Genomic DNA, 25,358 nt, shown 5'->3' on the forward strand with positions numbered 1-25,358 from the left:
GGCTTCCTTCTCAGGATCTGATGCCTGTGGTTCTGCTTCCGTTACCCACAACAGTGCAGGGCTAAGCGACCTTTGTGGCGCTACGGGTGCCGAGACCGTAACCTTTACGCTTACGGACGAGTGCGGCAACTTCATAACCAAGGATGCTACGTTCACCATAGAGGATACGACCAATCCTACCTGGACGGTTGCGCCTTCGGATTTGACCGTAGAATGCGACGGTACTCCAGATCCTAGCGGTGCATTTGCCAACTGGCTGGCCTCGTTCTCTGGATCGGATACCTGCGGCACGGCTACAGTGACACACAACAGCAACGGACTGAGCGACCTTTGTGGCGCTACAGGTACGGAAACCGTGACATTCACCCTTACGGACGAATGCGGCAATTTCATAACTGCCGATGCGACTTTCACCATTGAAGATACCATCAACCCAACATGGGACAACGCCCCTGCGGATTTGACCGTGGAGTGCGACGGTACCCCCGACCCTAGCGGCGCCTTTGCCAACTGGCTGGCTTCGTTCTCTGGTTCGGATACCTGTGGAACGGCTACCGTAACTACCAACAGCAGCGGATTGAGCGACCTTTGCGGTGCGACCGGAACCGAAACGGTAACATTCACACTTACGGACGAGTGCGGCAACTTCATTACTGCAGATGCGACATTCACCATAGAGGACACTACAAATCCGGTAATCGACAATACAAATACCGCCAACATCGAGATCGAGTGTGGCGTCGGAAATACCCAGGACCAGCTTAATGCGTGGTTGAACAACAATGCAGGTGCTACCGCTACCGACAGCTGTAGCTCGGTGACCTGGACCAACGACTACGGTGCCGACGATGCTGTAAAATGTGACAATGGGGCGCTGACAGTGATTTTCACTGCTACCGATGATTGTGGCAACACATCCACAACATCGGCCACCTATCTTATCAAGGATACCGTAGGGCCAACTATTTCGACCCAGGCAGCGGACCAGACGGTGGAATGCGACGGTTCGGGCAACTTGACCGACCTGAACACATGGCTGAACAGCAACGGTGGTGCAATAGCCAGCGACGACTGTAGTTCAATTACATGGTCCAACGACTTTACGTCCGTGTCAGACCTTTGTGGGGCTACCGGTGCAGTAACGGTTACATTTACCGCTACCGATGCCTGTAACAACTCTAACAGCACTACGGCAACGTTTACAATTGAAGACACCACCAACCCTACTTGGAGCGACGAGCCCCAAGATATGACAGTGGAATGTGACGGTACACCGGACCCAAGTGGCGCTTTTGCAACTTGGTTGGCTTCCTTCTCAGGATCTGATGCCTGTGGTTCTGCTTCCGTTACCCACAACAGTGCAGGGCTAAGCGACCTTTGTGGCGCTACGGGTGCCGAGACCGTAACCTTTACGCTTACGGACGAGTGTGGCAACTTCATAACCAAGGATGCTACGTTCACCATAGAGGATACGACCAATCCTACCTGGACGGTTGCGCCTTCGGATTTGACCGTAGAATGCGACGGTACTCCAGATCCTAGCGGTGCATTTGCCAACTGGCTGGCCTCGTTCTCTGGATCGGATACCTGCGGCACGGCTACAGTGACACACAACAGCAACGGACTGAGCGACCTTTGTGGCGCTACAGGTACGGAAACCGTGACATTCACCCTTACGGACGAATGCGGCAATTTCATAAATGCCGATGCGACTTTCACTATTGAAGATACCATCAACCCAACATGGGACAACGCCCCTGCGGATTTGACCGTGGAGTGCGACGGTACCCCCGACCCTAGCGACGCCTTTGCCAACTGGCTGGCTTCGTTCTCTGGTTCGGATACCTGTGGAACGGCTACCGTAACTACCAACAGTAGCGGATTGAGCGACCTTTGCGGTGCGACCGGAACCGAAACGGTAACATTCACACTTACGGACGAGTGCGGCAACTTCATTACTGCAGATGCGACATTCACCATAGAGGACACTACAAATCCGGTAATCGACAATACAAATACCGCCAACATCGAGATCGAGTGTGGCGTCGGAAATACCCAGGACCAGCTTAATGCGTGGTTGAACAACAATGCAGGTGCTACCGCTACCGACAGCTGTAGCTCGGTGACCTGGACCAACGACTACGGTGCCGACGATGCCGTAAAATGTGACAACGGGGCACTGACCGTAACATTCACCGCTATAGATGAATGTGGTAATTCAAGCACTACCTCTGCTACATATTTGATCAAGGATACGGTTGGACCAAATATTTCAACACCGGCTTCCGATAGTACTGTTGAATGTGATGGTGCTGGAAATATGGCCGACCTAAATAACTGGTTAACCTCAAATGGAGGTGCTGTGGCAAGTGATGATTGTAGTGATGTCACTTGGAGTAATGACTTTACCTCCGTGTCCGACCTTTGTGGGGCTACAGGAGCAGTAACCGTTACATTTACAGCTACTGATAATTGTAATAACTCGAATACCACAACAGCTACATTCACCATTGAAGATACCACTGCACCGTCTTGGACCGACGAGCCACAAGATTTGACAGTGGAATGTGATAGCACGGCAGATCATCTTGCTACTTTCAACACATGGTTAGCTTCATTCTCAGGAATGGATTCTTGTGGATCAGCAACCGTGACGCACAATAGCAGTGGACTGAGCGACCTATGTGGCGCTACCGGTTCTGAAACCGTAACATTTACCCTAACTGATGAATGTGGTAACTCTATCACTAAAAATGCAACCTTCACCATAGAGGATACGACCAATCCTACCTGGACTGTTGCTCCATCTGATTTGACCGTGGAGTGTGACGGAACGGCAGACCCAAGCGGTGCCTTTGCGGCATGGTTGACCTCATTCTCAGGTGAAGACACTTGTGGGACAGCTAGCGTTACTCACAATAGTTCTGGCTTACAAAATATTTGTGGAACCACGGCGTCTGAAACTGTAACATTTACGCTTACCGACGAATGCGGAAATTCCATTGAAATGGAAGCCACTTTCGGAATAGTAGACACTACTGCACCAACTTGGACTAATGTCCCGGTGGATATGACAGTAGAATGTGATGGAACAGCTGATGCGAGTGGTGCTTTTGCAACATGGTTGACATCCTTCTCAGGAACTGATACATGTGGAAGTGCAACGGTAACAAACGATAGTTCTGGATTGAGTGACCTTTGCGGAGCTACAGGTACAGAAACGGTAACGTTTACACTCACAGATGAGTGTGGTAACGCGATAACAAGAGATGCTACCTTTACCATTGAGGATACTACTGCTCCTTCTTTTGAAGGACGTTTACCCGAAAATGTAACAGCAGAATGTGATGCTATTCCAGATCCAGAAAATGTTACTGCAACCGATAATTGCGGCAATGCATCAGTAACTGTTGAAGATGTAAATACCGCTGGAGCATGTGAAGGTTCATATACGATTGCTCGTACTTATACAGCAACTGACGAATGTGGATTATCGGTATCTTATACCCAAACTATTACGGTTGTAGATACCACCGCGCCAGTACCTTCAACAGCGTTTGACGCGAATCTGACAGTAAGTTGTACCGATATACCGGATGCACCAAGTGTGGATTTCACTGATAATTGCTCTACTGACATTACCGTAGTCTTTAATGAGGTTAATGGCTTTGATGACGCAGTATTTGAGGATTACCAGATTGTAAGAACTTGGACAGTAAGAGATGACTGTGGTAATGAAGCAGCTTATACACAAACTCTTGATGTGATGTTGGATGAAGTGATTACTCAAGTTACAGGTCCTGACAGATGTCATGATGATGGTATCATAGAATTGGATGATTTCTTAACTTCTGACAACAAAGAAGGTACTTGGGAAATGATTGAAGGAGATACGGATGCAGAATTGAATGGAAGCCTATTCAATCCTACAACGCTTCAGCCATCATTAGATTTCCGTCCAGGAACTGAGTCCATTCAGTATGTATTCAGATATACTGGATTGGATAGCGGCTGTATCAATATCACTGAGTTCAGTATGAAGATTACTCCAGATTGTATCGTCTTGCCATGTGAGGACAACGATGTAGTGGTATCAAAAGCCTTAACTCCAAATGGGGATGGCATTAACGATTCCTTCGATATTACAGGAATTGAGCTATGTGGCTTTACAGCTGAAGTTAAAATCTTTAACCGTTGGGGTGCCCTAATCTATGAATCTAGCGATTATAGAATCGGCGAGGAAGATTCTGCCAATGCTACCGGGCGTGATTCTTGGGGAGGGATTGCCCATAAAGCTTCGGTTGGAGCATCAGGAACAGTACCAAACGGAACGTACTATTATATTATAACACTGAAAGATAGTGGGTTGCCACCTTACACTGGCCCTCTCTATATAGGAACCAAATAATAAACTTTTAACCTATGAAACTTATTAAACATTACATAATCGCTTTTGCGTTATTCAGTTGTACGGTTGGGGTTGCACAACAGTTGCCCCAGTTTACCCAGTACATGTATAACACAATCTCTATTAACCCGGCCTACGCGGGAAGTAGGGAAGCCTTAAGTATTATTGCGTTGCACAGAAGCCAATGGGTCGGTTTTGATGGTGGTCCTATTACGCAAACCTTATCCATACATACGCCTTTGAGGAATGACAGGATTGGACTAGGTCTTACCTTTATTGAAGACGACTTGGGTTATGAAAACTTCACTTATCTATATGGAGATTTTTCATATACCATTCCAACAGGGGCAAAAGGAAATTTGGCTTTTGGCTTAAAAGGAGGCTTTACGCAGTATAGTCTGGACGCAGAATTTTTAAATGACCCTACCATAGTTGCAGATGACTTTTTTAGAGGATACCAAAGAGTTTGGACGCCGAATATTGGTTTAGGAGTCTATTGGAGTACTGATAGAGTTTATGTTGGAGTTTCTGCTCCTAGGGTACTAAATACTGATAGAAATAAGAACGAGGGGTTTGAAGCCTTGGAACGTATAAGTTACTACGCTACAGCGGGTGTAGTTATCGATCTAAGCGAAAAGTTCAAATTAAAACCCTCTACCCTATTAAAGGCAACCAACGGAGCACCCCTTTCTCTCGATTTAACAACTAGTTTTTTATACGATGAGAAATTTTGGTTAGGTGGATCCTATAGAATTAATCAGGATACGGCGGCCTTGGGACTGTTTTTAGATTTTCAAATATCTCCTCAGCTTCGCATTGGATACTCCTATGAGCACCCATTTTCTGAAATTAGAAGCTATACCAGTGGTACCCATGAAGCACTGTTAATATATGAATTCAAATTTGTTAGTTCTAAACTTAAGTCACCTAGATATTTCTAAATAACAGCATTAGATTACTATGAAATTTAAAAACTACATATTAGTTTCTCTCATATTAGTAATGACTTCAACGGCATTCGCGCAACAAGGAAGGCAAAGACGTGCAGACACCTTGTTCAATAAGTTTTCGTTTGTTAAAGCAGCAGAAGTTTATAAAGATCTTATTAGAAAAAATTATAATAAGGATTATGCCACCAGAAGATTGGCAGACTGTTATGCCTACATGCGAAATCCTGCAATGGCCTCCCGCTATTACAAAAGGGTGGTGAAGCAAAAGAATGTGCCGATTGAGTATTATTACAGCTATGCCCAATCGCTGAGAGGCATCAAGAAATATGATGAATCCAGAGAATGGTTACAACGCTTTAAGGATTCCGGTGGTGTATCCAATACTATAGATTTTGAAAGGGACTTAGATTTTATTTCTCACGTATTTAACGCTAAAAAGCAATACTTCCTTAAAAGAACACGCCTCAATTCGAAATTTAGTGATTTTGGTGCTCTGGAACATAACGGGAAGATATATTTTACTTCCTCCAGGGACGAAGGAATTGCCGTTAAGCGATTGTATGGTTGGAACGAACAACCTTTCTTGGATATCTATGTCACCGAAAAAGGAAGTAAAAGACGGCCAGACCATACTTATAAGCTAAAAGGCGATGTAAATTCGCTTTACCACGACGGCCCTGTTACCATTAGCAATGATGGCAAAACCATGTATTTCTCAAGAAATAAGGCCAACAGATTTGGCAAGGAAACCGACAAAAAAGGGGTAAGCAATATGAACATCTACCGTGCCACTTTTAAAGATAGTATTTGGACTGATGTTGAAGATTTATCCATCAACAGTAAAGATTTTTCAACACAACACCCTGCTTTGAACAATGACAATACGAGACTTTATTTTACGTCAGATATGCCGGGTGGCTTCGGAGGCTCTGATATTTATTACGTAGATATCAACCCTGACGGCACATTAGGAGAGCCTGTAAATGTTGGTGAAATTGTCAATACTAAAGATAAGGAAGGCACACCATTTATTAATAATGAAGGAATTTTATTTTTCTCTTCAGACGGACATTTTGGCCTTGGCCTCTTGGATATTTATGGCACCATTACCGATGACGACGGAAATATTGCTGATATTGTAAACCTTGGTGTTCCTGTAAATTCTGAAAAAGACGATTTCAGTTTCTCTATGAATCCTGACGGCCTTACAGGTTATTTTTCGTCTAATAGAAGAGGTGGCCGAGGAAGTGACGACATCTACGAATTTTACCGCAAACCCTTACTTAACGTGAGAGGCCAAGTGGTGGATGCCATTAATACAAAACCAATCCCTAATGCTAAAATCAAGTTATTGGATGCCGATGGAAACCAAATCGCTGATATGATAACGGACAAAGATGGCTTTTACGAAATCAACATTGACAGAAACAAGGACTATAAAATTGTCGGAAGTCAGAATAAATATATTGATGATTACCGAGAGTTTACGTCAAAACGTTTATCGAGTATTGAATCTATAATTGTTGCCAATCTAATACTTAATCCGAAACAGGAAGTTGTAGTACTTGCGGATTTGAGCTTGAATACCATATATTTTGATTTTGATAGTAATCGCATCAGGGAAGATGCAAAAAAAGAACTGGATAAAATTGTTGGTCTGATGACAACGGATTACCCCGAAATGGTCATCAGGATAGAGTCCCATACGGATTCCAGAGGATCTCTTTCGTACAATGATCGATTATCTATCGACAGAGCGAATGCTACATATGAGTATTTGATTTCAAAAGGCATCGATGCAGACCGTATTACCGAGCATAAAGGTTTTGGAGAAAGACGATTGACTAATGGTTGTGAGGATGGCGCTAAGTGTGAAGAAGGCGACCACCAATTAAATCGTAGAACACAATTTATTGTTGTAAAAATGGAATAAGGGCACCAATTAAGTTTAGTGTTCGTGTGTATAAATAAACCATACCCTAGCTTATTTAATTAAAACAAGACCCCTATGAAACTAAAACATTACTTACTATTTGGTCTGGCAATTTCAACCTTCTTTAGCGTTGGCGCACAGGAGGGTAGACAGAAAAGAGCGGACAGTCTGTTTAATAAATTTGCTTTTGTTGATGCCGCCGAAACCTATAAAAAATTAGTCAAAAAAGATTATAACAAAGCCTATGCCTTAAGACGCTTAGCAGACTGCTACGCTTATATGAGAAATCCTGACAGCGCAGTAGTATATTATAAGCAAGCTGTACAACAGGAAAACGTTCCGATTGAATATTACTATAAGTACGCCCAGTCCTTAAGGGGATTACAGGACTATAAAGAATCTAGAGTTTGGCTAAAAAAGTTTAAGGATGCCGGGGGTACTATTGAAAAAAACAAGCTTTCCAGAGACCCGGATTTTATCACAGCCGTATTTAACGCTGAGAACAAATACATCCTTAAGGAAGTAAATATCAACTCCGCATTTAGCGATTTTGGTGCGTTTGAAAGAAATGGCCAAGTATATTTCTCTTCAAGTGTAAATGAAGGCGCTTTAATAAAACATAAATATGCGTGGAACGAACAGCCTTTTTTGGATATGTATGTTACCAAAAAAGATGCTGATACCATTATTCATCATAGATCAAAATTGAGAGGAGATGTCAATTCAAGATTTCATGACGGTCCTGCGATTGTTACCAAAGATGGCAAAACCATGTATTTCTCGAGAAACAACTTTGGTAAATATGGCTTAAAACAAGATAAGGACGGTATCAGCAATCTTAAAATTTTCCGTGCTTCATTAGTAGATGGGGAATGGACAAATTTAGAGGAATTACCATTTGGTAGCACCGAATATTCCGTCGGTCACCCTGCTCTAAGCAATGATGAATCCAAGCTTTATTTTGCTTCGGATATGCCCGGTGGTTTTGGCGGTTCTGATATTTATTACGTTGATATCAATGACGATGGTACTTTCGGGCCCATTCAAAATGCAGGAGAGATCATTAATACGAAAGATAATGAATTATTTCCCTTTATCAATAGCGAAGATATTTTGTTCTTCTCTTCCGACGGACACCTTGGCCTCGGACTTTTGGACATTTTCGCAACGGTTTATGATGAAAACAATTTGCTGTCAAGTGTTGTAAATCTTGGACTTCCTATAAATTCTAACAAAGACGACTTTTCATTCTTTATGAATGACGACGGCCTAACAGGCTACATGGCTTCCAACAGAGAAGGTGGCATGGGCGATGATGACATTTACGGCTTTAATAGAATTCCACGCTTAAAATTGGAAGGAACTGTTATGGATTCCATTGGAGGTACGCCTATTGCCAATGCCCTGGTAAAATTATCCGATGCTGATGATATTCAAATCGTTTATGTTGAAACAGATGAAGACGGTAAATACGAAATTAATATTGACAGAAACACAGATTATATAGTAAAAGTTAACAAAGAAGGATACCCTGAAAACAGCGTTTCAGTTACAACAAAAGGGTTACCCAGCGATGCGCAATCTGTAACCGTAGACTTCTCTATTAATCCAATTCCTTCAGCGGACGATGATAGCAATGAAGACGGAGACGCCGGTTCAGACCCTATGGATGACAAAAAAACCAAGGCATTATTGGCCAAATTTAACACACCGATTTACTTTGATTTTGATAGTTCAAGAATCAGAAAAGTTGATGCCGATAGGTTAGCTGAAATCATTGACCTGATGAAAAATGACTTCCCAGAAATGACCATCAGAATTGAATCCCATACCGATTCCAGGGGCCCAAGCGAATACAATGAAAGATTATCCGCTAGAAGGGCTTATTCTACGCTACAGTATTTAATTTCCGAGGGCATTGACCAATCCAGGATTATTGAATATAAAGGCTTTGGAGAACGCCAATTGGTAAACGGTTGTGATGGTACAATTCGATGTACTGAAGCTGAACATCAGCTTAACAGACGTACTAATTTCATTGTAATAAAAGTACAATAACCTAAAACTAAATAGCCAACTAAAACAAGGCCTTTCAATTTCTTGAAAGGCCTTAATATTTCGAACGCCGAACGAAACCTAAAAAATCCCACCTCCAAACTTGGATTGAATCCAACCATCATATTTGAATGCTATAAGGTGGAACATTTTATCTCCGAAGTTTTGATGGACTTAATAATTGTATTATTTTGCTCACACATTAAAGACGTATGCAGCTATTAACTTTATATAATTCCACGGATAAATCAACATGAAAAATTTCACCCTCCTAATTTTACTGATCGGAGCATTGTCTTTTGCTCAAAATTGCAGGTACCATATCAATGAAACCGACGATTTTACTAACGAAAAAATCAAAGAAACTAAAGGGGTCAGTATAACAAAAGCGGACGTTATATCAACAGGTATCGGAACTGGAGCCAGTGCCAGGGCCAAAGCTAGAAAAGTGGACAATACTAGGTATCTTGTATTCCAGTTGACTTCTTACGAAATGTTTATTGTTAATGAAGGAGGAATAATTATGCTGAAGTCAACTTCTGGAGAAGTAATCAAACTAAAATTCGACAAGTCTGTAGTTGCAGACTTTTCATATTCTGGTGACACTACCATATGGACGGCAGTTTGCTCGGCAACATTAGATGACGAAACCTTTAATAAACTTGAAAATGCTGAAATTGAAAAAGTAAGGTGGTACACCGACGAAGGATACCTTGAAAGAGATGCCAAGAAAAAACAATTTGGGAACATAGCAGGAATCCTGAAATGCATTAAATAGGATTTAAACTTTTTATCGGAAGTTTACAAATCAAAGCCTGACATCGCACCAAAAACAAAAGAAGCCCCTCGGCAAACCGAGAGGCTTTTATTTTGGGTGGAAGATCGGTCTCGAACCGACGACCTCCTGAACCACAATCAGGCGCTCTAACCAACTGAGCTACAACCACCGTATATTTTTATTAAAACTTTAAAAAAGTTTTGCAAAGGCACAGCTCTAACCAACTGAATCAGAGCCACCATTTATCGCATTTTTAAATGCGTTTGCAAATGTAAATTATTTCCTTTGGTCTGCAAAACGTTTTTTTATTTTTTGAAGGGCAGTTTGTTATTTTAAATCAAACAAACTGTCCACTGCTGGGTAGCGTTCCACGGTAAAGCCCTCGCCATGCTCTACCCCGATCAGTCTCCCTAAATCCCTGGCGCGGTAAATAATACTGTCCGTAAAGTTTTTACTAGAAATTGGGGTGTCTGGTGCCTTAATGGATTCATTGTAAAATTGCGTTTTATAAGCTAAAACCGCATCCATTTTGGTATCGATAAACCCCGAAACATCCACAACGATATCCGGTTCCAAATTTTTCCATTGGATATAATGATAAATACATTTTGGTCGCCATGGTTTCTGAATTTCACTTTTATCTTCAGTTTCAATTTTGATTAAACCACTTAAAAAACATGCATCGCTCACCAAACTGCTTCCCCTACCATGATCAATATGTCGGTCTTCCACCGCATTGCAAAGGACAATTTCGGGTTGAAATTTTCGAATCATTTTAATAAGAGCCAATTGATGCTCTTTGTCATTTACAAAAAATCCATCGGCAAACCCCATGTTAATTCGAGTTTCAACACCGAGTATTTTCGAGGCTTCCTCCGATTCTGATGCCCTTATTTCGGCACTTCCACGTGTTCCGAGTTCACCCCTTGTTAAATCGATAATGGCAACTTTTTTTCCATAGGCAATTTCCTTTGCAATTGTACCACCACAACCTAATTCAACATCATCTGGATGGGCGCCAATTGCAAGAATATCTACTTTCATATATTAACAATGTTTTTGACAATAACTTTTGCGTTTCCTAAAATTATGAATAAAATTACGATATTATTTGCCAAACTTACCGCACGAAAGCGTTTTCGAATATATTTTTAGCATTTCAATTGCATTAAAAATAATAATTATTGAAAACTAACACCCATCAAAAAAGCATGACATTAGTCATACTAATTGGGGGTAAGGCTAGGTAATTTTACACAATAATTAACACATAACTACATAAAACCATGATGTACCTGATGCTTGCTATACTTGTAATAACGATTGCGTTATTCGTATGGGGGAAATTCACACCTGATATTGTTGCTCTTATTTCTATGCTGAGCCTCTATTTAACTGGAATATTGGATTCCAAAGAGACTTTAAGTGGTTTTAGCAACCCGACTGTAATTATGATTGCTGCCCTTTTCATTATTGGTGAAGGTATCGCCCAGACAGGCTGGACGGCAATGGCGGGTAAAAAGTTTGTAGAATGGGCAGGAAAAAGTGTTCCTAAGCTATTGGTAATCGTTTCCCTAGGGGCTGGCGTACTTTCCGGTTTTGTGAGCAATACAGGTACAGTGGCAACTTTAATGCCTTTAACGATTTCTTCAGCTTGGAGCATTGGTACATTACCGTCTAAAATGTTAATGCCCGTTGCCTTTGGTTCTAATACAGGGGGGTTGCTCACCCTAACTGGTACACCGCCTAACATCATCGCCAGTAATGCATTAATTGAAGCCGGATTTGATGGGTTTTCATTCTTCGAATTTGCTTTGATTGGATTGCCTCTTTTAATCATTGCATTACTCTATTTCAGGTATTTTGGCTATAAATTATTACCAAAAAACAAAACCAATAATAAACCGGTAAATATTGAAACCACCCTCCACCAGTGGATTGAAGCTTACAAAGTGGATAGCGGATACTACCGCTTACGTGTACGATCAATATCACCTTTATTGAAGACCAAAATTGAAGATTGGAACTTTGAAGAGGATTATAAGGTAGAAATTATTAGGCTAAAAAGAAGGCATCCTAATGTCCTTAAAAAAATACCAACTTTTATAGAATTTCCGGACCCTAGTACAGAATTCATGTACCACGATATCATTACCGTAAAGGGTGAAACGGAGGCTATTAACAGAATGATGATTACCTTCAGATTAGGACTTTTACCCTTAGAGCCCATTACAGACGAACTGAAAAACAACCTCATCAACCAAGAGGTAGGGATGACAGAAGTAATCGTCAACCCTAACTCCATTATGGTTGGTAGAAAATATAAAATTGGGGCGTATTTTAAACGTTTTGGCTTGCAACTTTTAGCGGTTTCAAGAAACAGACAGCCTATTTTGGACCGAGAGATTACAGTAAAATCAGGAGATGCCTTTTTAATTAGAGGTTCTTGGGAAAACATTGACGATTTAAAGAAACAACATGAAAACTTAGTTATTATAGGTAGTCCGGAAGGAATGGCAAAGAATGTCGAAAACCTAACAACAAAATCCTATATAGCCTTGGGCGCCCTAATATTGATGATTGTACTTATGGTACTTAAATTAGTTCCGGGTTCAATAGCTGCATTGATTGCTGCCGGAGTGGTTCTACTTACAGGATGTGTGCCTATTTCAAAAGCCTATAAAGGCATCAGCTGGACCAGTGTGGTGATGATTGCGGCAATGATACCCATGGGTATCGCTTTACAAAAAACAGGTACGGCACAAATCATTGCCAACGGTTTAGTGGATTATTTAGGGGCCATACACCCTATAGCCCTATTAGGAGGGGTCTTTTTATTGACAACAACTTTTAGTCAGGTTATTAACAACTCCGCAACAGCCGTTTTGATGGCACCAATTGCCATATTGGCAGCAAATTCCTTAAACTTGTCCCCTGCCCCATTTATGATTGTAGTTGCCATTAGCGCATCCACTGCATTTTTAACACCAATAGGCACAACAACTAACGCCATGGTTATGTCCGCGGGCGGCTATAAATTTATGGACTATTTAAAGGTAGGCGCACCATTGTTACTCATGTTTTTTATCATAAGCATGGTGTTAGTACCTTTGATTTGGCCATTTTAAAAAAACAATGATAAAAACAGAAAAGGGTTCAATTTTGAACCCTTTCTTATTTAGAGTATTTTTAATTTAAATTTAGGAATAGCTTTCTAATTCCATTTGCATTTGTTTTTGAAGATCTTTGGCTTTCTCAGCCGCCGCAGTTGCAAAATCCTCTCCGTTTGAAGCATAAATAATACCTCGAGAAGAGTTTATTAAAAGCCCGACGGAATCGGTCATCCCGTATCTGCATACCTCTTGAAGATTACCCCCCTGCGCACCAACTCCGGGCACCAGTAAAAAACTATCAGGAATAATGTTGCGGATATCGGCTAAATATTCCGCCTTTGTGGCCCCAACGACGTACATTAAGTTTTCAGAATTCTTCCAGGCTTTTGAAGTTTCCAATACATGTTTATACACTTCTATATCGTCCACAAGTTTCGTTTGAAAATCAAAAGCTCCTCGATTTGAAGTCAATGCCAAAAGAATGGTATGCTTGTCTTCAAATGCTAAAAAAGGCTCCACCGAATCCTTTCCCATATAAGGAGCAACCGTGACGGAGTCAAATCCCAAATCCTCAAAAAATGCCTTGGCGTACATGGTGCTGGTATTACCAATATCGCCTCGCTTTGCATCTGCAATTGTGAAAATATTAGGATGGTTCTCGTTTAAATAATTGATGGTTTTTTCAAGTGCTTTCCAACCTTTTAAGCCATAGGCCTCATAAAATGCAGTATTGGGCTTATACGCCACACATAGATGATGGGTCGCATCAATAATGGCTTTATTAAAGGCGAAAATTGGATCTTCCTTTTCCAAAAGGTGTTTGGGAATTTTAATTAAATCCACATCCAACCCAACACATAAAAAGGATTGCTTTTTTTTGATTTCTGAAATGAGTTGGTTTGTTGTCAATCTAAATTATGTTGTAGATTCCTGCCTTCGCAGGAATGACAGTTAAATAGTTTCGTCACTAGCTTTCAACTTTTCGGTGTTTTCAGCCAATTGCAATTCATCAATAATCTTTTGAATATCTCCATTTACGATATTCTGAAGGTCATAAAGTGTTAGACCTATTCTATGGTCAGTAACACGGCCTTGCGGATAATTATAGGTTCTAATTTTTGCACTTCTGTCCCCAGAAGACACCATGCTTTTTCGCTTTTCGGAATCTGCCGCCTGTTTTTTTGCCAGTTCCATTTCGTATAATCGAGAACGCAAAACTTTCAACGCCTTCTCCAAGTTTTTATGCGAGGACTTTTGGTCCTGACAACTAACGATCATCCCCGTAGGCTCATGGTGCAATTTTATGGCCGAATAGGTGGTGTTTACAGATTGGCCCCCAGGACCTGTGGAAGTAGTACGTTCAATACGCACTTCGGACATATCCAATTCCACATCAAACTCCTCCGCCTCAGGCAATACAACGACTGTTGCCGCACTGGTGTGGACCCGGCCTTGAGTTTCCGTTTGAGGCACACGCTGCACACGATGCACACCAGCTTCAAACTTCATGGTACCATAAACATCTTCGCCACTCACTTCAAAAATAATCTCTTTAAAACCCCCAGCTGTGCCTTCATTTAAATCCACAACACTCACACTCCAGCCTTTGCTTTCACAATATTTAGTGTACATTCGATATAAATCACCTGCAAAAATACTGGCCTCGTCCCCGCCTGTTCCTGCTCTTACCTCGACCACAACATCTTTCGCATCATCGGGGTCTTTAGGAATCAGTAAAAAGCGGATTTCATCTTCCAATTTCGGAATACCTTCCTTAGCTTCGTCGTACTGGATTTTGGCCATTTCTACCATTTCGGCGTCACTTCCATCGGCTATAATTTCCTCAGCTTCCTTTAAATTATCGGTAAGTTCAATATAGGAATCACGCTTTTCCATGAGTATCCTCAAATCCTTGTATTCCCTATTCAATGCTACGTATCGCTTTTGGTCTGAAATGATATCCGGTTGGATAATCAAATCGTTCACCTCGTCAAAACGTTGCTTTACTATCTCTAACTTATCTAACATCTGCTTTTTTTATCGGACATCAAAAATACGATAATTTATGAATTTTGAGAGCTCACCAGAAACAGATATAGTTGAAAACAAAAAATAATTCCCAGTGAAAACCGTTACATTATTTACCATGCAACAGTTTTCATCAATCCTTCTGTTTTATCGGCCTTTATTTATATGGTCTTTTGGAATAAACGCATTGCTTTCCATTTTTGGATTGGGCCTTGTCCCTTTGTTTTTAATAAAATTTCTTCTAGTGATTTTTCTTTGGCACATCACTACGGAAACCTTATCAAAACGAAAATTGTTATTTTACAGAAAACTGGGCATTTCTACATTTAAATTATTTTCAACACTATTTATCATTGACGCCATTTTGAGTCTTCCCTTTCTTTTGGTTTTAAAGGCTTTTATATAAATAAAAAGGGAAGCGCACTGGCCTCCCTTTCGATTTCAAATTCATTCTAAAGTCTATCCACACTTTGAAGACCCACAATCGCTACAGGTCAGACAGCCTTCCTGATAAATCAAATTCTCTGATTTGCAATTGTCACAGGTTTGCCCCTTTACTTCAGTCCCGTCCTCAATAAAGCGTTTCAAAGCACGTACCACACCATTTTTCCATGTGTTGATGGAAGCGCTGTCCAATTGCAAACTGTTAATCAAATCCACAATTTTATCAATAGGCATACCGTGCCTCAGCGTACTTGAAATTAACTTGGCATAGTTCCAAAACTCCGGGTTGAACTTATGTGACAACCCTTCGATGGTAGTTTTGTAGCCTCTTGTGTTTTTATATTGAAAATCGTACCGGGAAGTTCCATCCTCATTTCTGTTTTTGATAATCACTCCACGATTGACCCAACGTGGCAACAAAATACCGTCTTCGTCATCAGCAAGACCAGTAAATATCTCATAAGGTTTGTCGTCCACCAAGCCGATAAAAGCAATCCATTTTTCCTTGTTATTTTGAAAACGCACCACATCGGCTTCTAAAGTTTGAGGACGCTTTTTGGGGAATACCGTTAAAATAGTGTTTTGTGGCTCCTCTTTCTTCTCATCGTTAGAAATCAATACTCCCGAACGCGAACCGTCACGATAAACCGTTACGCCTTTACAGCCCACTTCCCAAGCTTTCACATACAATTCACCAACCAAATCTTCATCCACATCATTTGGCAAATTGATAGTTACACTAATGGAATGGTCCACCCACTTTTGAATAGCTCCCTGCATACTTACTTTGCTCAACCAATCAACATCGTTGGAAGTAGCTTGATAATATGGCGATTCTTGGATAAGCCCGTTTAATTCATCTTGCGAATAATTTTTGGTGGTATCAATACCGTTAACCTCCATCCATTGTTTGAATTTATGATGAAATACCACGTATTCTTCCCAAGAATCCCCAACCTCATCTACAAAGTCCACACGAACATCCTTATCATTTGGGTTTACCTTTCTTCTTCTTTTGTAAACCGGCAAAAACACAGGTTCAATTCCCGATGTGGTCTGGGTCATCAAACTTGTTGTCCCCGTTGGCGCAATGGTCAACAATGCAATATTGCGACGCCCGTATTCCAACATTTCATAATACAGTTGGCTATCGGCTTCTTTCAAGCGTAAAATAAAAGGGTTGTCCTTTTCCCTATCGGAATCGAAAATAGAAAACGCCCCACGTTCTTTGGCTAAATTCACCGAACCACGATAGGCTTCCAAGGCAATGGTTTTATGCAACTCTACCGAAAAGGCATTTCCTTCTTCACTGCCATATCTTAAACCCAAAGCCGCCAACATATCGCCTTCTGCAGTAATGCCAATACCTGTTCTTCTACCTTCGTAGGCTTTTTTCCTGATATTCAACCACAAGTTTCGCTCCACTGCTTTTACCTCATCTTCTTCAGGATCTTCATCAATTTTCTTTAGAATTACATCAATTTTTTCCAATTCAAGATCGATGATATCATCCATGATTCGCTGTGCATAGGCCACATGTTCTTTGAATAAATCAAAATTGAATGTTGCATTTTTTGTGAAAGGCTCTTCAACATACGAAAACAAGTTTATGGCCAACAATCTACAAGAATCATACGGGCATAACGGGATTTCTCCACATGGATTGGTAGAAACGGTTTTGTACCCCAAATCCGCATAGCAGTCTGGCACGGATTCCTTGGCAATGGTATCCCAAAATAAAATTCCAGGCTCAGCGGATTTCCATGCGTTATGCACGATCTTTTTCCAAAGGGAGTTGGCCTCAATGTTTTTAGAAAATTTAGGATTATCACTAAAAACAGGATATTTTTGAACATATTCAGTACCTGCCTTTACGGCCTTCATGAATTCATCATCAATTCTAACGGAAACGTTAGCTCCCGTTACTTTTCCGGCTTCCAACTTAGCATCAATAAAATCTTCAGCATCGGGGTGATTAATTGAAATAGACAACATCAAAGCACCTCGCCTGCCATCCTGTGCCACCTCGCGGGTAGAGTTGGAATAACGTTCCATAAAGGGTACAATTCCTGTTGAGGTTAATGCCGAATTTTTCACTGCCGAACCTTTCGGGCGGATGTGGGATAAATCATGACCAACACCACCTCGGCGTTTCATCAACTGCACCTGTTCTTGGTCAATCTTCATAATACCACCATAGGAATCCGAAGCACCACTATTGCCGATTACAAAACAATTGGACAGCGAAGCAATTTGATACGGATTACCAATACCTGCCATAGGACTGCCCTGTGGCACTATATATTTAAAATCTTTGATTAAATCGAAAACGTCGTCTTCGGAAAGAGGGTTTGCGTATTTATTTTCGATACGGGCAATTTCCCTTGAAATACGACGGTGCATGTCGTTGGGCGTGCATTCAAATAAATTCCCGTCAGAGTCCTTTAGGGCATATTTGTTGATCCAAACACGGGCGGCTAAGTCATCATTTTTGAAGTATTTTAGAGAGGCTTCAAAGGCTTCTTCTTGGGTGAAAGTTTGTTGTGCGGGGGAGGTTTTCACATTCATTGTAGCTTATGGTTTTTTGAAAAAAAATGGAATAATTTATGACACCATAAAACAACAAAATTTATTTCATTTTTACTACACGTAAAACCAAAAAGTTAGCAACAATATTATGTTAATATTATCAATATCAGTAATTTAAAAATTTATCAACAAGAAAAAGTTAACAAATTTTATAAATACCTGATAAGAATCCTTTTAAAAGTCAACAGCAAAACCTATACCCAAAAACTGCTTCCATTGCACTCGTGCACCGGTTTCGTCGAACTCACCTTCAACAGCTGTTGGCTCCAAAATTTTCACATCATCATCGTAGCGCAAATGGGACTCCAAAGTTGCTCGAACAAAACTGTTAACTTTAAAATCGAAATTCACTCGCCAATCCACGTCAACATTCCCAAAATTATTGATATAATCCGTGTACAAACTTAAAAGATGGGTGGCTCTAATATTTTTAGTCAATTCAAGAGCGTAGCTATTCGTCATCAGAATACCAACTTCTGTTCGGATGTTATCTCCCTCTTTAATCAAATTACCATTATCATCAAAAACCCCAGGCTCAACACCAAACGACCCGGCATTGGCCAATTCCTGGTCTAAAACAAATGTGGCCTTTAACGTCAGTGGCGAGAAATAAAATGACAGTTCCTCAATATTTTTTCCGTATTCCATCCCCCCTCCAAAAAGCAAATATCCAGGCGCCATAAATCTAGAAATGGGATTGTCAGTATCGGGATAGTTATAACCGTTGGTGATTTGGGTTCTAAAATTAAATCGTGCAGAATAAAACCACTTGGAGTCTTCGGTGGGTTGATAACCTAGGTTCGAAGTCATTTCAACAATATCATCCGTTTTCCGCAACCCTCGGCTTTCCTGATTGTTTACGCCGTAACCGACCCGAAAACTATTGTTCCAAAAGTAAAATTTATCCTTATAGTTTTTTTGAAATTCATACCCCAATAGGGCGGAAATGGAATTGGCCCCCCCGGCATTCCAATTGGTAAAACTTACCTGGCTGATATCCAAACTGGCTTTTTGGGATTGTTTCCACACCGGGCCATCATAAACTTTTTTTTCTTTGATAAAGAGGGAATCGGGTTGTGCAAAACTAAATTGTAATGTAAACAGAAAGGCTAGGACCAGAAGACGTCTAGACATGGTTTGTTAGGTTTATTAAAAAATCTTCATGGCATCAAAAACTGTTCCATTCGATAGTTTTGAATTATATTTTCTAATATTCAAACTCACCAAACTCACTTTTTATTGTGAGCCTTTTGGTTCTTGAATCCTCAACCCTACCAATAATTTTGGCATCCACATTGAACGATTTTGAAATAGCGATGATATCTTCCGCAATTTCTGGCGCAACGTAAAGCTCCATGCGGTGTCCACAATTAAAGACCTGATACATTTCCTTCCAATCGGTATTGGATTGCTCTTGTATTAATTTAAACAGTGGCGGCACCTCAAACATATTGTCTTTAATAATATGCAATTCATCCACAAAGTGAAGAATTTTGGTCTGCGCTCCACCTGAGCAATGTACCATGCCATGAATACTTTGGCTATTGTATTTTGACAAAATCGATTTCATAATCGGCGCATAAGTACGCGTTGGGGACAATACCAGTTTTCCAGCATCAATAGGGGCATCTTTAACGGCATCCGTCAATTTTACACCGCCCGAATACACCAAATCCTCAGGCACGGCGGCATCAAAACTTTCGGGGTATTTTTCAGCTAAATATTTATGGAACACATCGTGTCGGGCGGAAGTTAAGCCGTTACTGCCCATACCGCCATTGTACTCAGTTTCGTAAGTGGCCTTCCCAAAGGATTCCAAACCAACGATAACATCCCCGGCCGAAATATTGGCATTATCTATCACATCACTTCGTTTCATACGAGCTGTAACCGTAGAGTCCACAATAATAGTGCGAACCAAATCACCCACATCGGCAGTTTCCCCACCCGTGGAATGAATGGTCACTCCAAAGGATTTTAAATCTGCAATCAATTCCTCGGTACCATTGATAATGGCCGAAATCACCTCGCCCGGAATCAAGTTTTTGTTTCTTCCAATGGTTGAGGACAGCATAATGTTGTCCGTTGCACCAACGCACAGCAAGTCGTCAATGTTCATAATCAAGGCATCCTGAGCGATCCCTTTCCAAACGGAAATATCCCCGGTTTCCTTCCAATACATATAGGCCAAGGAGGATTTTGTGCCTGCGCCATCGGCATGCATAATTAGGCAATAGTCATCGTCATTGGTTAAATAATCAGGTACGATTTTGCAAAATGCCTTTGGGAAAAGCCCTTTATCAATGTTTTTGATGGCATTGTGCACATCCTCTTTTGAGGCCGAAACCCCGCGTTGCGCATAGCGTTTTGAAACTTCTTGGCTCATGGTACTGTATTATGGTGCAAAGAAACGGAATATTTTAAAGATTTGTTGGATTTGAAATCGATTATGAAGGGGTTTTATTAACTAGGTTTTTAACCGAGTTTAAGATCATAAAATTGACATGTCATGTGTTGTCAGTACTTCTTGACTCGGTCGGAAAAAATTACTAGATTCGTTTAATAATCAATGAACTTTATTAAAAACGCAAGCCTACCTCCTCCTTGTACACCATGTTGTCCTGTTCTAAAAAAAGCAACTGTAAAATAAACACTATGATTAATAAAATATATTATCAAAATTCTTATTTTACTTGATTAAACATTTATCACCATGAAAAATACATACCTATTATTGGCTTTTGTTTCAATACTAGTTCCAACTTTAACGAACGCCCAATCCACAATTGAACTTTTTAACGGCAAGGATTTAGATGGCTGGTATGCGTACGAGAAAGAAACCGGAAAACATGATAATGCTACTGATATCTTTCAGGTTGACCATCAAATGATTCGTTTATATGGCAATAAAGTTGGTTACCTTATGTCCGAGCAATCATTTCAAAATTTTCAACTAACCGTTGAGTTCAGATGGAATACGGATTCAACTTTCACAAAGAAAAGCACTAAAAAAAATAGCGGCATAATGTACCTAGTTCCATCGGATACCCCGGACATGCTGTGGCCTAAGGGCATTCAGTTTCAGGTAAAAGAAGGCGCTACGGGAGATTTTATTTTGCTTCAAGAGGTCACTCTTCGAATAAATGGGAAAGTAACCGAGCCTGGTAAAAGTGTGGCGGCTAAACGCTTTATAGATGCCACAAGACCTATTGGCGAATGGAATACCATTGTAATTACAGTACAAAACGGAAAAGTAAAACAAGAACTTAATGGTAAATTGGTTAACGAAGGTATTGAGCCTTCTGTTTCAGGAGGTAGGGTTTTATTGCAATATGAAGGATATCCAATTGATTTTCGTAAAGTTGCAATTGAGAAATTATAACTATTCACTCTGCCCCCTCCTGAGCAAAGCTACATGATTTCAAACTTATGAATTAATGCATTGGATTGAACCCCAAAGTTCTACCTAATAAACAACATCTCCCGGTACTTCGTCAAAGGCCAAAGTTCGTCATCTACCAATAGTTCCAGTTTATCGCAATGGTAGCGGATATCGTCTAAAAACGGCTTTACCTTTTCGCAATATGCTTCGGCTTTTTTGGCTACATCCGCAAGGGCATTGGCCTGTTTGCGCTCACCAATCATTTTGGTGACTTTCCCATTAATGCCTTCCACATGGCCGGATATTGCCCGAATCAATTTAAGTTGCTCCTTGGCCAAATCTTCGTAATCCTTGCCAAAAATCTCTTTTAGCCCTTTTACGTTGTCAATTAATATATTTTGGTATTTCACCGCTGTTGGCACAATATGGTTTCTCGCCACATCCCCAAGCACACGGCTTTCAATTTGGATATGTTTGATATAAGCTTCCATTTCAATTTCGTAGCGGGCCTCCACTTCTATTTTGCTCATCACTTTCATATCCTCAAACAAGGCCACCGTGCTTTTTGCAATTTTTGCCTTTAAGGCTTCTGGAGTGGTTTTGTTGTTGCTCAGCCCTCTTTTTTTAGCTTCTTTTTCCCATTCTTCACCGTAACCGTTACCTTCAAAAAGTATATCCCTAGAGGACTTGATATATTCGCGCAATATGTTAAAAATAGCCTCATCCTTTTTAAAGTTTTTACCATCCACCAAAGCATCTACTTCAACTTTAAAATCCTTCAATTGTTTTGCTACGATAGTATTCAGTACCGTCATGGGGTTACCACAATTCGCCATGGAACCTACGGCGCGGAACTCAAATTTATTGCCCGTAAACGCAAAAGGCGAAGTCCTATTTCTATCCGTATTGTCCAATAACACATCGGGTATTTTCCCGACCACGTTCAATTTTAAATCGGTTTTTTCCTGAGGTGACAGCTTGCCTTTAGTGACGCCCTCCAAATCATGCAATACTTTCGTCAACTGCTCCCCAATAAAAATTGACATTATGGCCGGAGGGGCTTCATTTGCCCCCAACCTATGATCGTTACTGGCGGAAGCCACTGTTGCCCTCAACAATTCTTCATTTTCATAAACCGCTTTTATCGTATTGACAAAAAAGGTCAAAAATTGCAGGTTGCTCATCGGTGTTTTACCAGGTTTCAAAAGGTTCACGCCTGTATCTGTAGACAATGACCAATTGTTGTGTTTTCCCGAACCGTTCATATTGGCAAAGGGCTTTTCGTGCAACAATACCTTTAAATTGTGCCTTGATGCCACACGTCCCATCACATCCATCAAAAGAGAATTATGGTCCACCGATAAATTTGCTTCCTCATAAATCGGTGCAATTTCAAACTGGTTTGGCGCCACTTCATTATGCCTTGTTTTGGCGGGAATACCCAACAACATACATTGGTTTTCCAAATCTCGCATAAAATTCAATGCCCGGTTGGGAATAGAACCAAAGTAATGGTCGTCCAACTGCTGCCCCTTCGCTGAGGAATGCCCCAAAAGTGTTCTTCCTGTCAGGGTAACATCTGGGCGACAGGCCACTAGATTTTTATCCACCAAAAAATATTCCTGCTCCCATCCCATGGAAGAGGTTACTTTTTTCACATTCTTATCAAAATACCGGCACACATCCGTTGCTGCGTCGTCAACAGCGTGCAAGGCTCTTAACAATGGCGTTTTATAATCTAGAGCTTCACCGGTGTAAGCCACAAAAATCGTTGGGATGCACAATGTAGTTTCATAAATAAAAGCAGGGGATGTAGGATCCCAAGCGGTATAACCTCGCGCCTCAAAAGTATTCCTGATTCCTCCACTTGGAAAACTCGAAGCATCCGGTTCCTGTTGCACCAATTGACTCCCGCCAAATTTTTCAATAGCGTTGCCGTTTTCCGTAGTTTCGAAAAAAGCATCGTGCTTTTCGGCCGTTGTTCCGGTTAGTGGCTGAAACCAATGCGTATAATGCGTTACCCCTTTGGAGAGTGCCCAATCCTTCATGGACGAAGCTACTTGGTCTGCAACCGACCTGTTAATTTTGGACCCATCCTCAATGGCACTCATAACGCCTCTAAAAGCATCCCTTGTTAAATACTGGCGCATTGTACTTTCGTTAAACACATTAGTGCCGAACAATTCGGAACGCCTACCCGCTTCAACAAATGTTTTTGATTTATAGGAAATGGATTCCTTTAGGGCATGAAATCGTAAACTCGCCATGGGAATAAATAGTTTGGAATTAAACTTTTACAATAGCGCAAAAATAGATGTTATGTCAAAATAATCGCAAAAAATCAGATAATTTATTGTTATCAATTTTTCAGTATTCATATAAAAAACTATACTTTTTTTAAAATATACCCACAAAAAATAGGGTATAAATAAAAATAACATTGGCTTTTATGAAAAGCACCCCCAATAATTTAAAGTATCTTAATAAAAATTTATATTTGTTCGGATTAAATAAAAAAATACACCTATAAATCATTAATTATGGCTAAAATTAAATTAGAATACCTTTGGTTGGATGGTTATAAACCGACTCAAAACTTGAGAAGTAAAACCAAAGTAGAAGAGCATGAAAATTTTAAAGGAACTTTGGATGAAATCGGTAACTGGTCTTTCGACGGATCTTCCACCAGACAAGCTGAAGGTGGGGCTTCAGATTGTATTTTAAAACCTGTAGCTATTTACCCAGATCCTGAAAGAAGAAATGGATACTTGGTTATGACTGAGGTTTTGAATGCCGATGGAACTCCGCACGAATCTAATGGTAGAGCCACAATTGATGATGACGATAATGATTTCTGGTTTGGTTTTGAACAAGAGTATTTCATCATGGACACACACACACAATTGCCTTTAGGTTTCCCTGTTGGTGGTTATCCTGCACCTCAAGGAATGTACTATTGTTCTGTAGGTGGTAAAAACACTCATGGTAGAGACTTAGTTGAGGAGCATGCCGATTTATGTATCGACGCAGGCTTGAACTTTGAAGGTATTAACCAGGAAGTTGCATGCGGTCAGTGGGAATTCCAATTGTTTGCCAAAGGTGCTAAAAAAGCTGGTGACGAAATTTGGGTTGCAAGATATTTACTAGACCGTTTAACTGAAAAGTATGGTTACTACATTGAGTACCATCCAAAACCATTAGGTAAGGATATGGACTGGAATGGTTCCGGTATGCATGCAAACTTCTCTAACACAACGTTGAGAACTGCTGGAAACAAAGCAACTTACGAAGCTATCTGTGAAGCTTTCCGTCCAGTAGTAAAAGAGCACATCGAGGTTTACGGTGAGTTTAACGACCAACGTTTAACTGGTGATCACGAAACAGCAGCTATCACTGATTTCTCTTACGGAGTTTCAGATAGAGGGGCTTCAATCCGTATTCCTGTTGCAACTGTTGAGAGCGGTTGGAAAGGTTGGTTGGAAGACAGAAGACCTGCTTCTAACGGAGATCCATACAAAATTGCAGGTAGAATTATTAAAACCGTTAAATCTGCTAAGATTTAAATCTTAATAAATTAGTTAAATTCTTAAAACGCTTCTTTCTTTTTAGATGGAAGCGTTTTTTGTTTTTGGGCGTTCCCCTCCTACCGTCGGGTCTGGCTTTCCGCTACAAGTCCTC

Annotated in this window: 15 protein-coding genes and 1 tRNA gene; 8 read left to right on the forward strand and 8 right to left on the reverse strand. The window is 40.7% G+C overall.

All coding sequences use genetic code 11. From position 1 onward, the window contains the following. From H7U19_RS13940 to H7U19_RS13960, 5 genes are all read left to right on the forward strand, one after another. On the forward strand, window positions 1-4,408 hold a 4,408-nt coding region (locus H7U19_RS13940), incomplete at its 5' end, for an HYR-like domain-containing protein (protein ID WP_186563441.1). 14 nt (window positions 4,409-4,422) lie between these two features. Beyond that, the gene (locus H7U19_RS13945; RefSeq protein WP_186563443.1) at window positions 4,423-5,349 is read left to right on the forward strand and encodes a PorP/SprF family type IX secretion system membrane protein; all 927 of its coding nucleotides are present in this window, start codon (window positions 4,423-4,425) and stop codon (window positions 5,347-5,349) included. A gap of 19 nt (window positions 5,350-5,368) precedes the next feature. Further along, the gene (locus tag H7U19_RS13950; protein ID WP_186563445.1) at window positions 5,369-7,291 is read left to right on the forward strand and encodes an OmpA family protein; all 1,923 of its coding nucleotides are present in this window, start codon (window positions 5,369-5,371) and stop codon (window positions 7,289-7,291) included. Window positions 7,292-7,366: 75 nt separating this feature from the next. After that, complete coding sequence (locus tag H7U19_RS13955) at window positions 7,367-9,349, forward strand: OmpA family protein (protein WP_186563447.1); 1,983 nt, start codon at window positions 7,367-7,369, stop codon at window positions 9,347-9,349. Window positions 9,350-9,599: 250 nt separating this feature from the next. Next, window positions 9,600-10,124, forward strand: coding sequence for a hypothetical protein (locus tag H7U19_RS13960; protein ID WP_186563449.1), 525 nt, complete (start codon window positions 9,600-9,602; stop codon window positions 10,122-10,124). Between the two features lie 94 nt (window positions 10,125-10,218). On the opposite strand, the gene H7U19_RS13965 is transcribed toward H7U19_RS13960, so the two are convergent. Continuing rightward, window positions 10,219-10,294, reverse strand: a tRNA-His gene (locus H7U19_RS13965). Window positions 10,295-10,451: 157 nt separating this feature from the next. After that, complete coding sequence (gene bshB1 / locus H7U19_RS13970) at window positions 10,452-11,168, reverse strand: bacillithiol biosynthesis deacetylase BshB1 (protein WP_186563450.1); 717 nt, start codon at window positions 11,166-11,168, stop codon at window positions 10,452-10,454. A gap of 254 nt (window positions 11,169-11,422) precedes the next feature. Between bshB1 and H7U19_RS13975 the strand changes: the two genes are divergently transcribed. Beyond that, the gene (locus H7U19_RS13975; protein ID WP_246454818.1) at window positions 11,423-13,252 is read left to right on the forward strand and encodes an SLC13 family permease; all 1,830 of its coding nucleotides are present in this window, start codon (window positions 11,423-11,425) and stop codon (window positions 13,250-13,252) included. A gap of 72 nt (window positions 13,253-13,324) precedes the next feature. On the opposite strand, the gene pyrF is transcribed toward H7U19_RS13975, so the two are convergent. The 5 genes from pyrF to H7U19_RS14000 all read right to left on the reverse strand — a co-directional run bounded on the left by pyrF (window position 13,325) and on the right by H7U19_RS14000 (window position 20,684). Then, window positions 13,325-14,146, reverse strand: coding sequence for an orotidine-5'-phosphate decarboxylase (pyrF, locus tag H7U19_RS13980; protein WP_186563452.1), 822 nt, complete (start codon window positions 14,144-14,146; stop codon window positions 13,325-13,327). 42 nt (window positions 14,147-14,188) lie between these two features. Then, window positions 14,189-15,265, reverse strand: a complete 1,077-nt coding sequence (gene prfA, locus H7U19_RS13985) for a peptide chain release factor 1 (RefSeq protein WP_186563454.1) — start codon at window positions 15,263-15,265, stop codon at window positions 14,189-14,191. A gap of 459 nt (window positions 15,266-15,724) precedes the next feature. Continuing rightward, window positions 15,725-18,277: an adenosylcobalamin-dependent ribonucleoside-diphosphate reductase gene (locus tag H7U19_RS13990; RefSeq protein ID WP_186563456.1), complete on the reverse strand. Its 2,553-nt coding sequence runs from the start codon at window positions 18,275-18,277 to the stop codon at window positions 15,725-15,727. A 195-nt stretch (window positions 18,278-18,472) separates the two neighbouring features. After that, window positions 18,473-19,432: a DUF3078 domain-containing protein gene (locus H7U19_RS13995; RefSeq protein ID WP_186563472.1), complete on the reverse strand. Its 960-nt coding sequence runs from the start codon at window positions 19,430-19,432 to the stop codon at window positions 18,473-18,475. 73 nt (window positions 19,433-19,505) lie between these two features. Further along, on the reverse strand, window positions 19,506-20,684 hold the full coding sequence (locus H7U19_RS14000; protein WP_186563474.1) for an AIR synthase related protein: 1,179 nt from the start codon (window positions 20,682-20,684) through the stop codon (window positions 19,506-19,508). Window positions 20,685-21,011: 327 nt separating this feature from the next. On the opposite strand from H7U19_RS14000, the gene H7U19_RS14005 reads away from it, so the two are divergent. Then, window positions 21,012-21,680 (forward strand): 3-keto-disaccharide hydrolase, encoded by a 669-nt coding sequence (locus H7U19_RS14005; protein ID WP_186563476.1) that lies wholly within the window; start codon window positions 21,012-21,014, stop codon window positions 21,678-21,680. A gap of 80 nt (window positions 21,681-21,760) precedes the next feature. On the opposite strand, the gene H7U19_RS14010 is transcribed toward H7U19_RS14005, so the two are convergent. Next, window positions 21,761-23,947, reverse strand: coding sequence for a glutamine synthetase III family protein (locus H7U19_RS14010; RefSeq protein ID WP_186563478.1), 2,187 nt, complete (start codon window positions 23,945-23,947; stop codon window positions 21,761-21,763). 273 nt (window positions 23,948-24,220) lie between these two features. On the opposite strand from H7U19_RS14010, the gene H7U19_RS14015 reads away from it, so the two are divergent. Then, window positions 24,221-25,243: a glutamine synthetase beta-grasp domain-containing protein gene (locus H7U19_RS14015; RefSeq protein WP_186563480.1), complete on the forward strand. Its 1,023-nt coding sequence runs from the start codon at window positions 24,221-24,223 to the stop codon at window positions 25,241-25,243. Window positions 25,244-25,358 lie beyond the last annotated feature (115 nt).

Source organism: Hyunsoonleella aquatilis, from assembly GCF_014270105.1.
Lineage (GTDB): Bacteria > Bacteroidota > Bacteroidia > Flavobacteriales > Flavobacteriaceae > Jejuia > Jejuia aquatilis.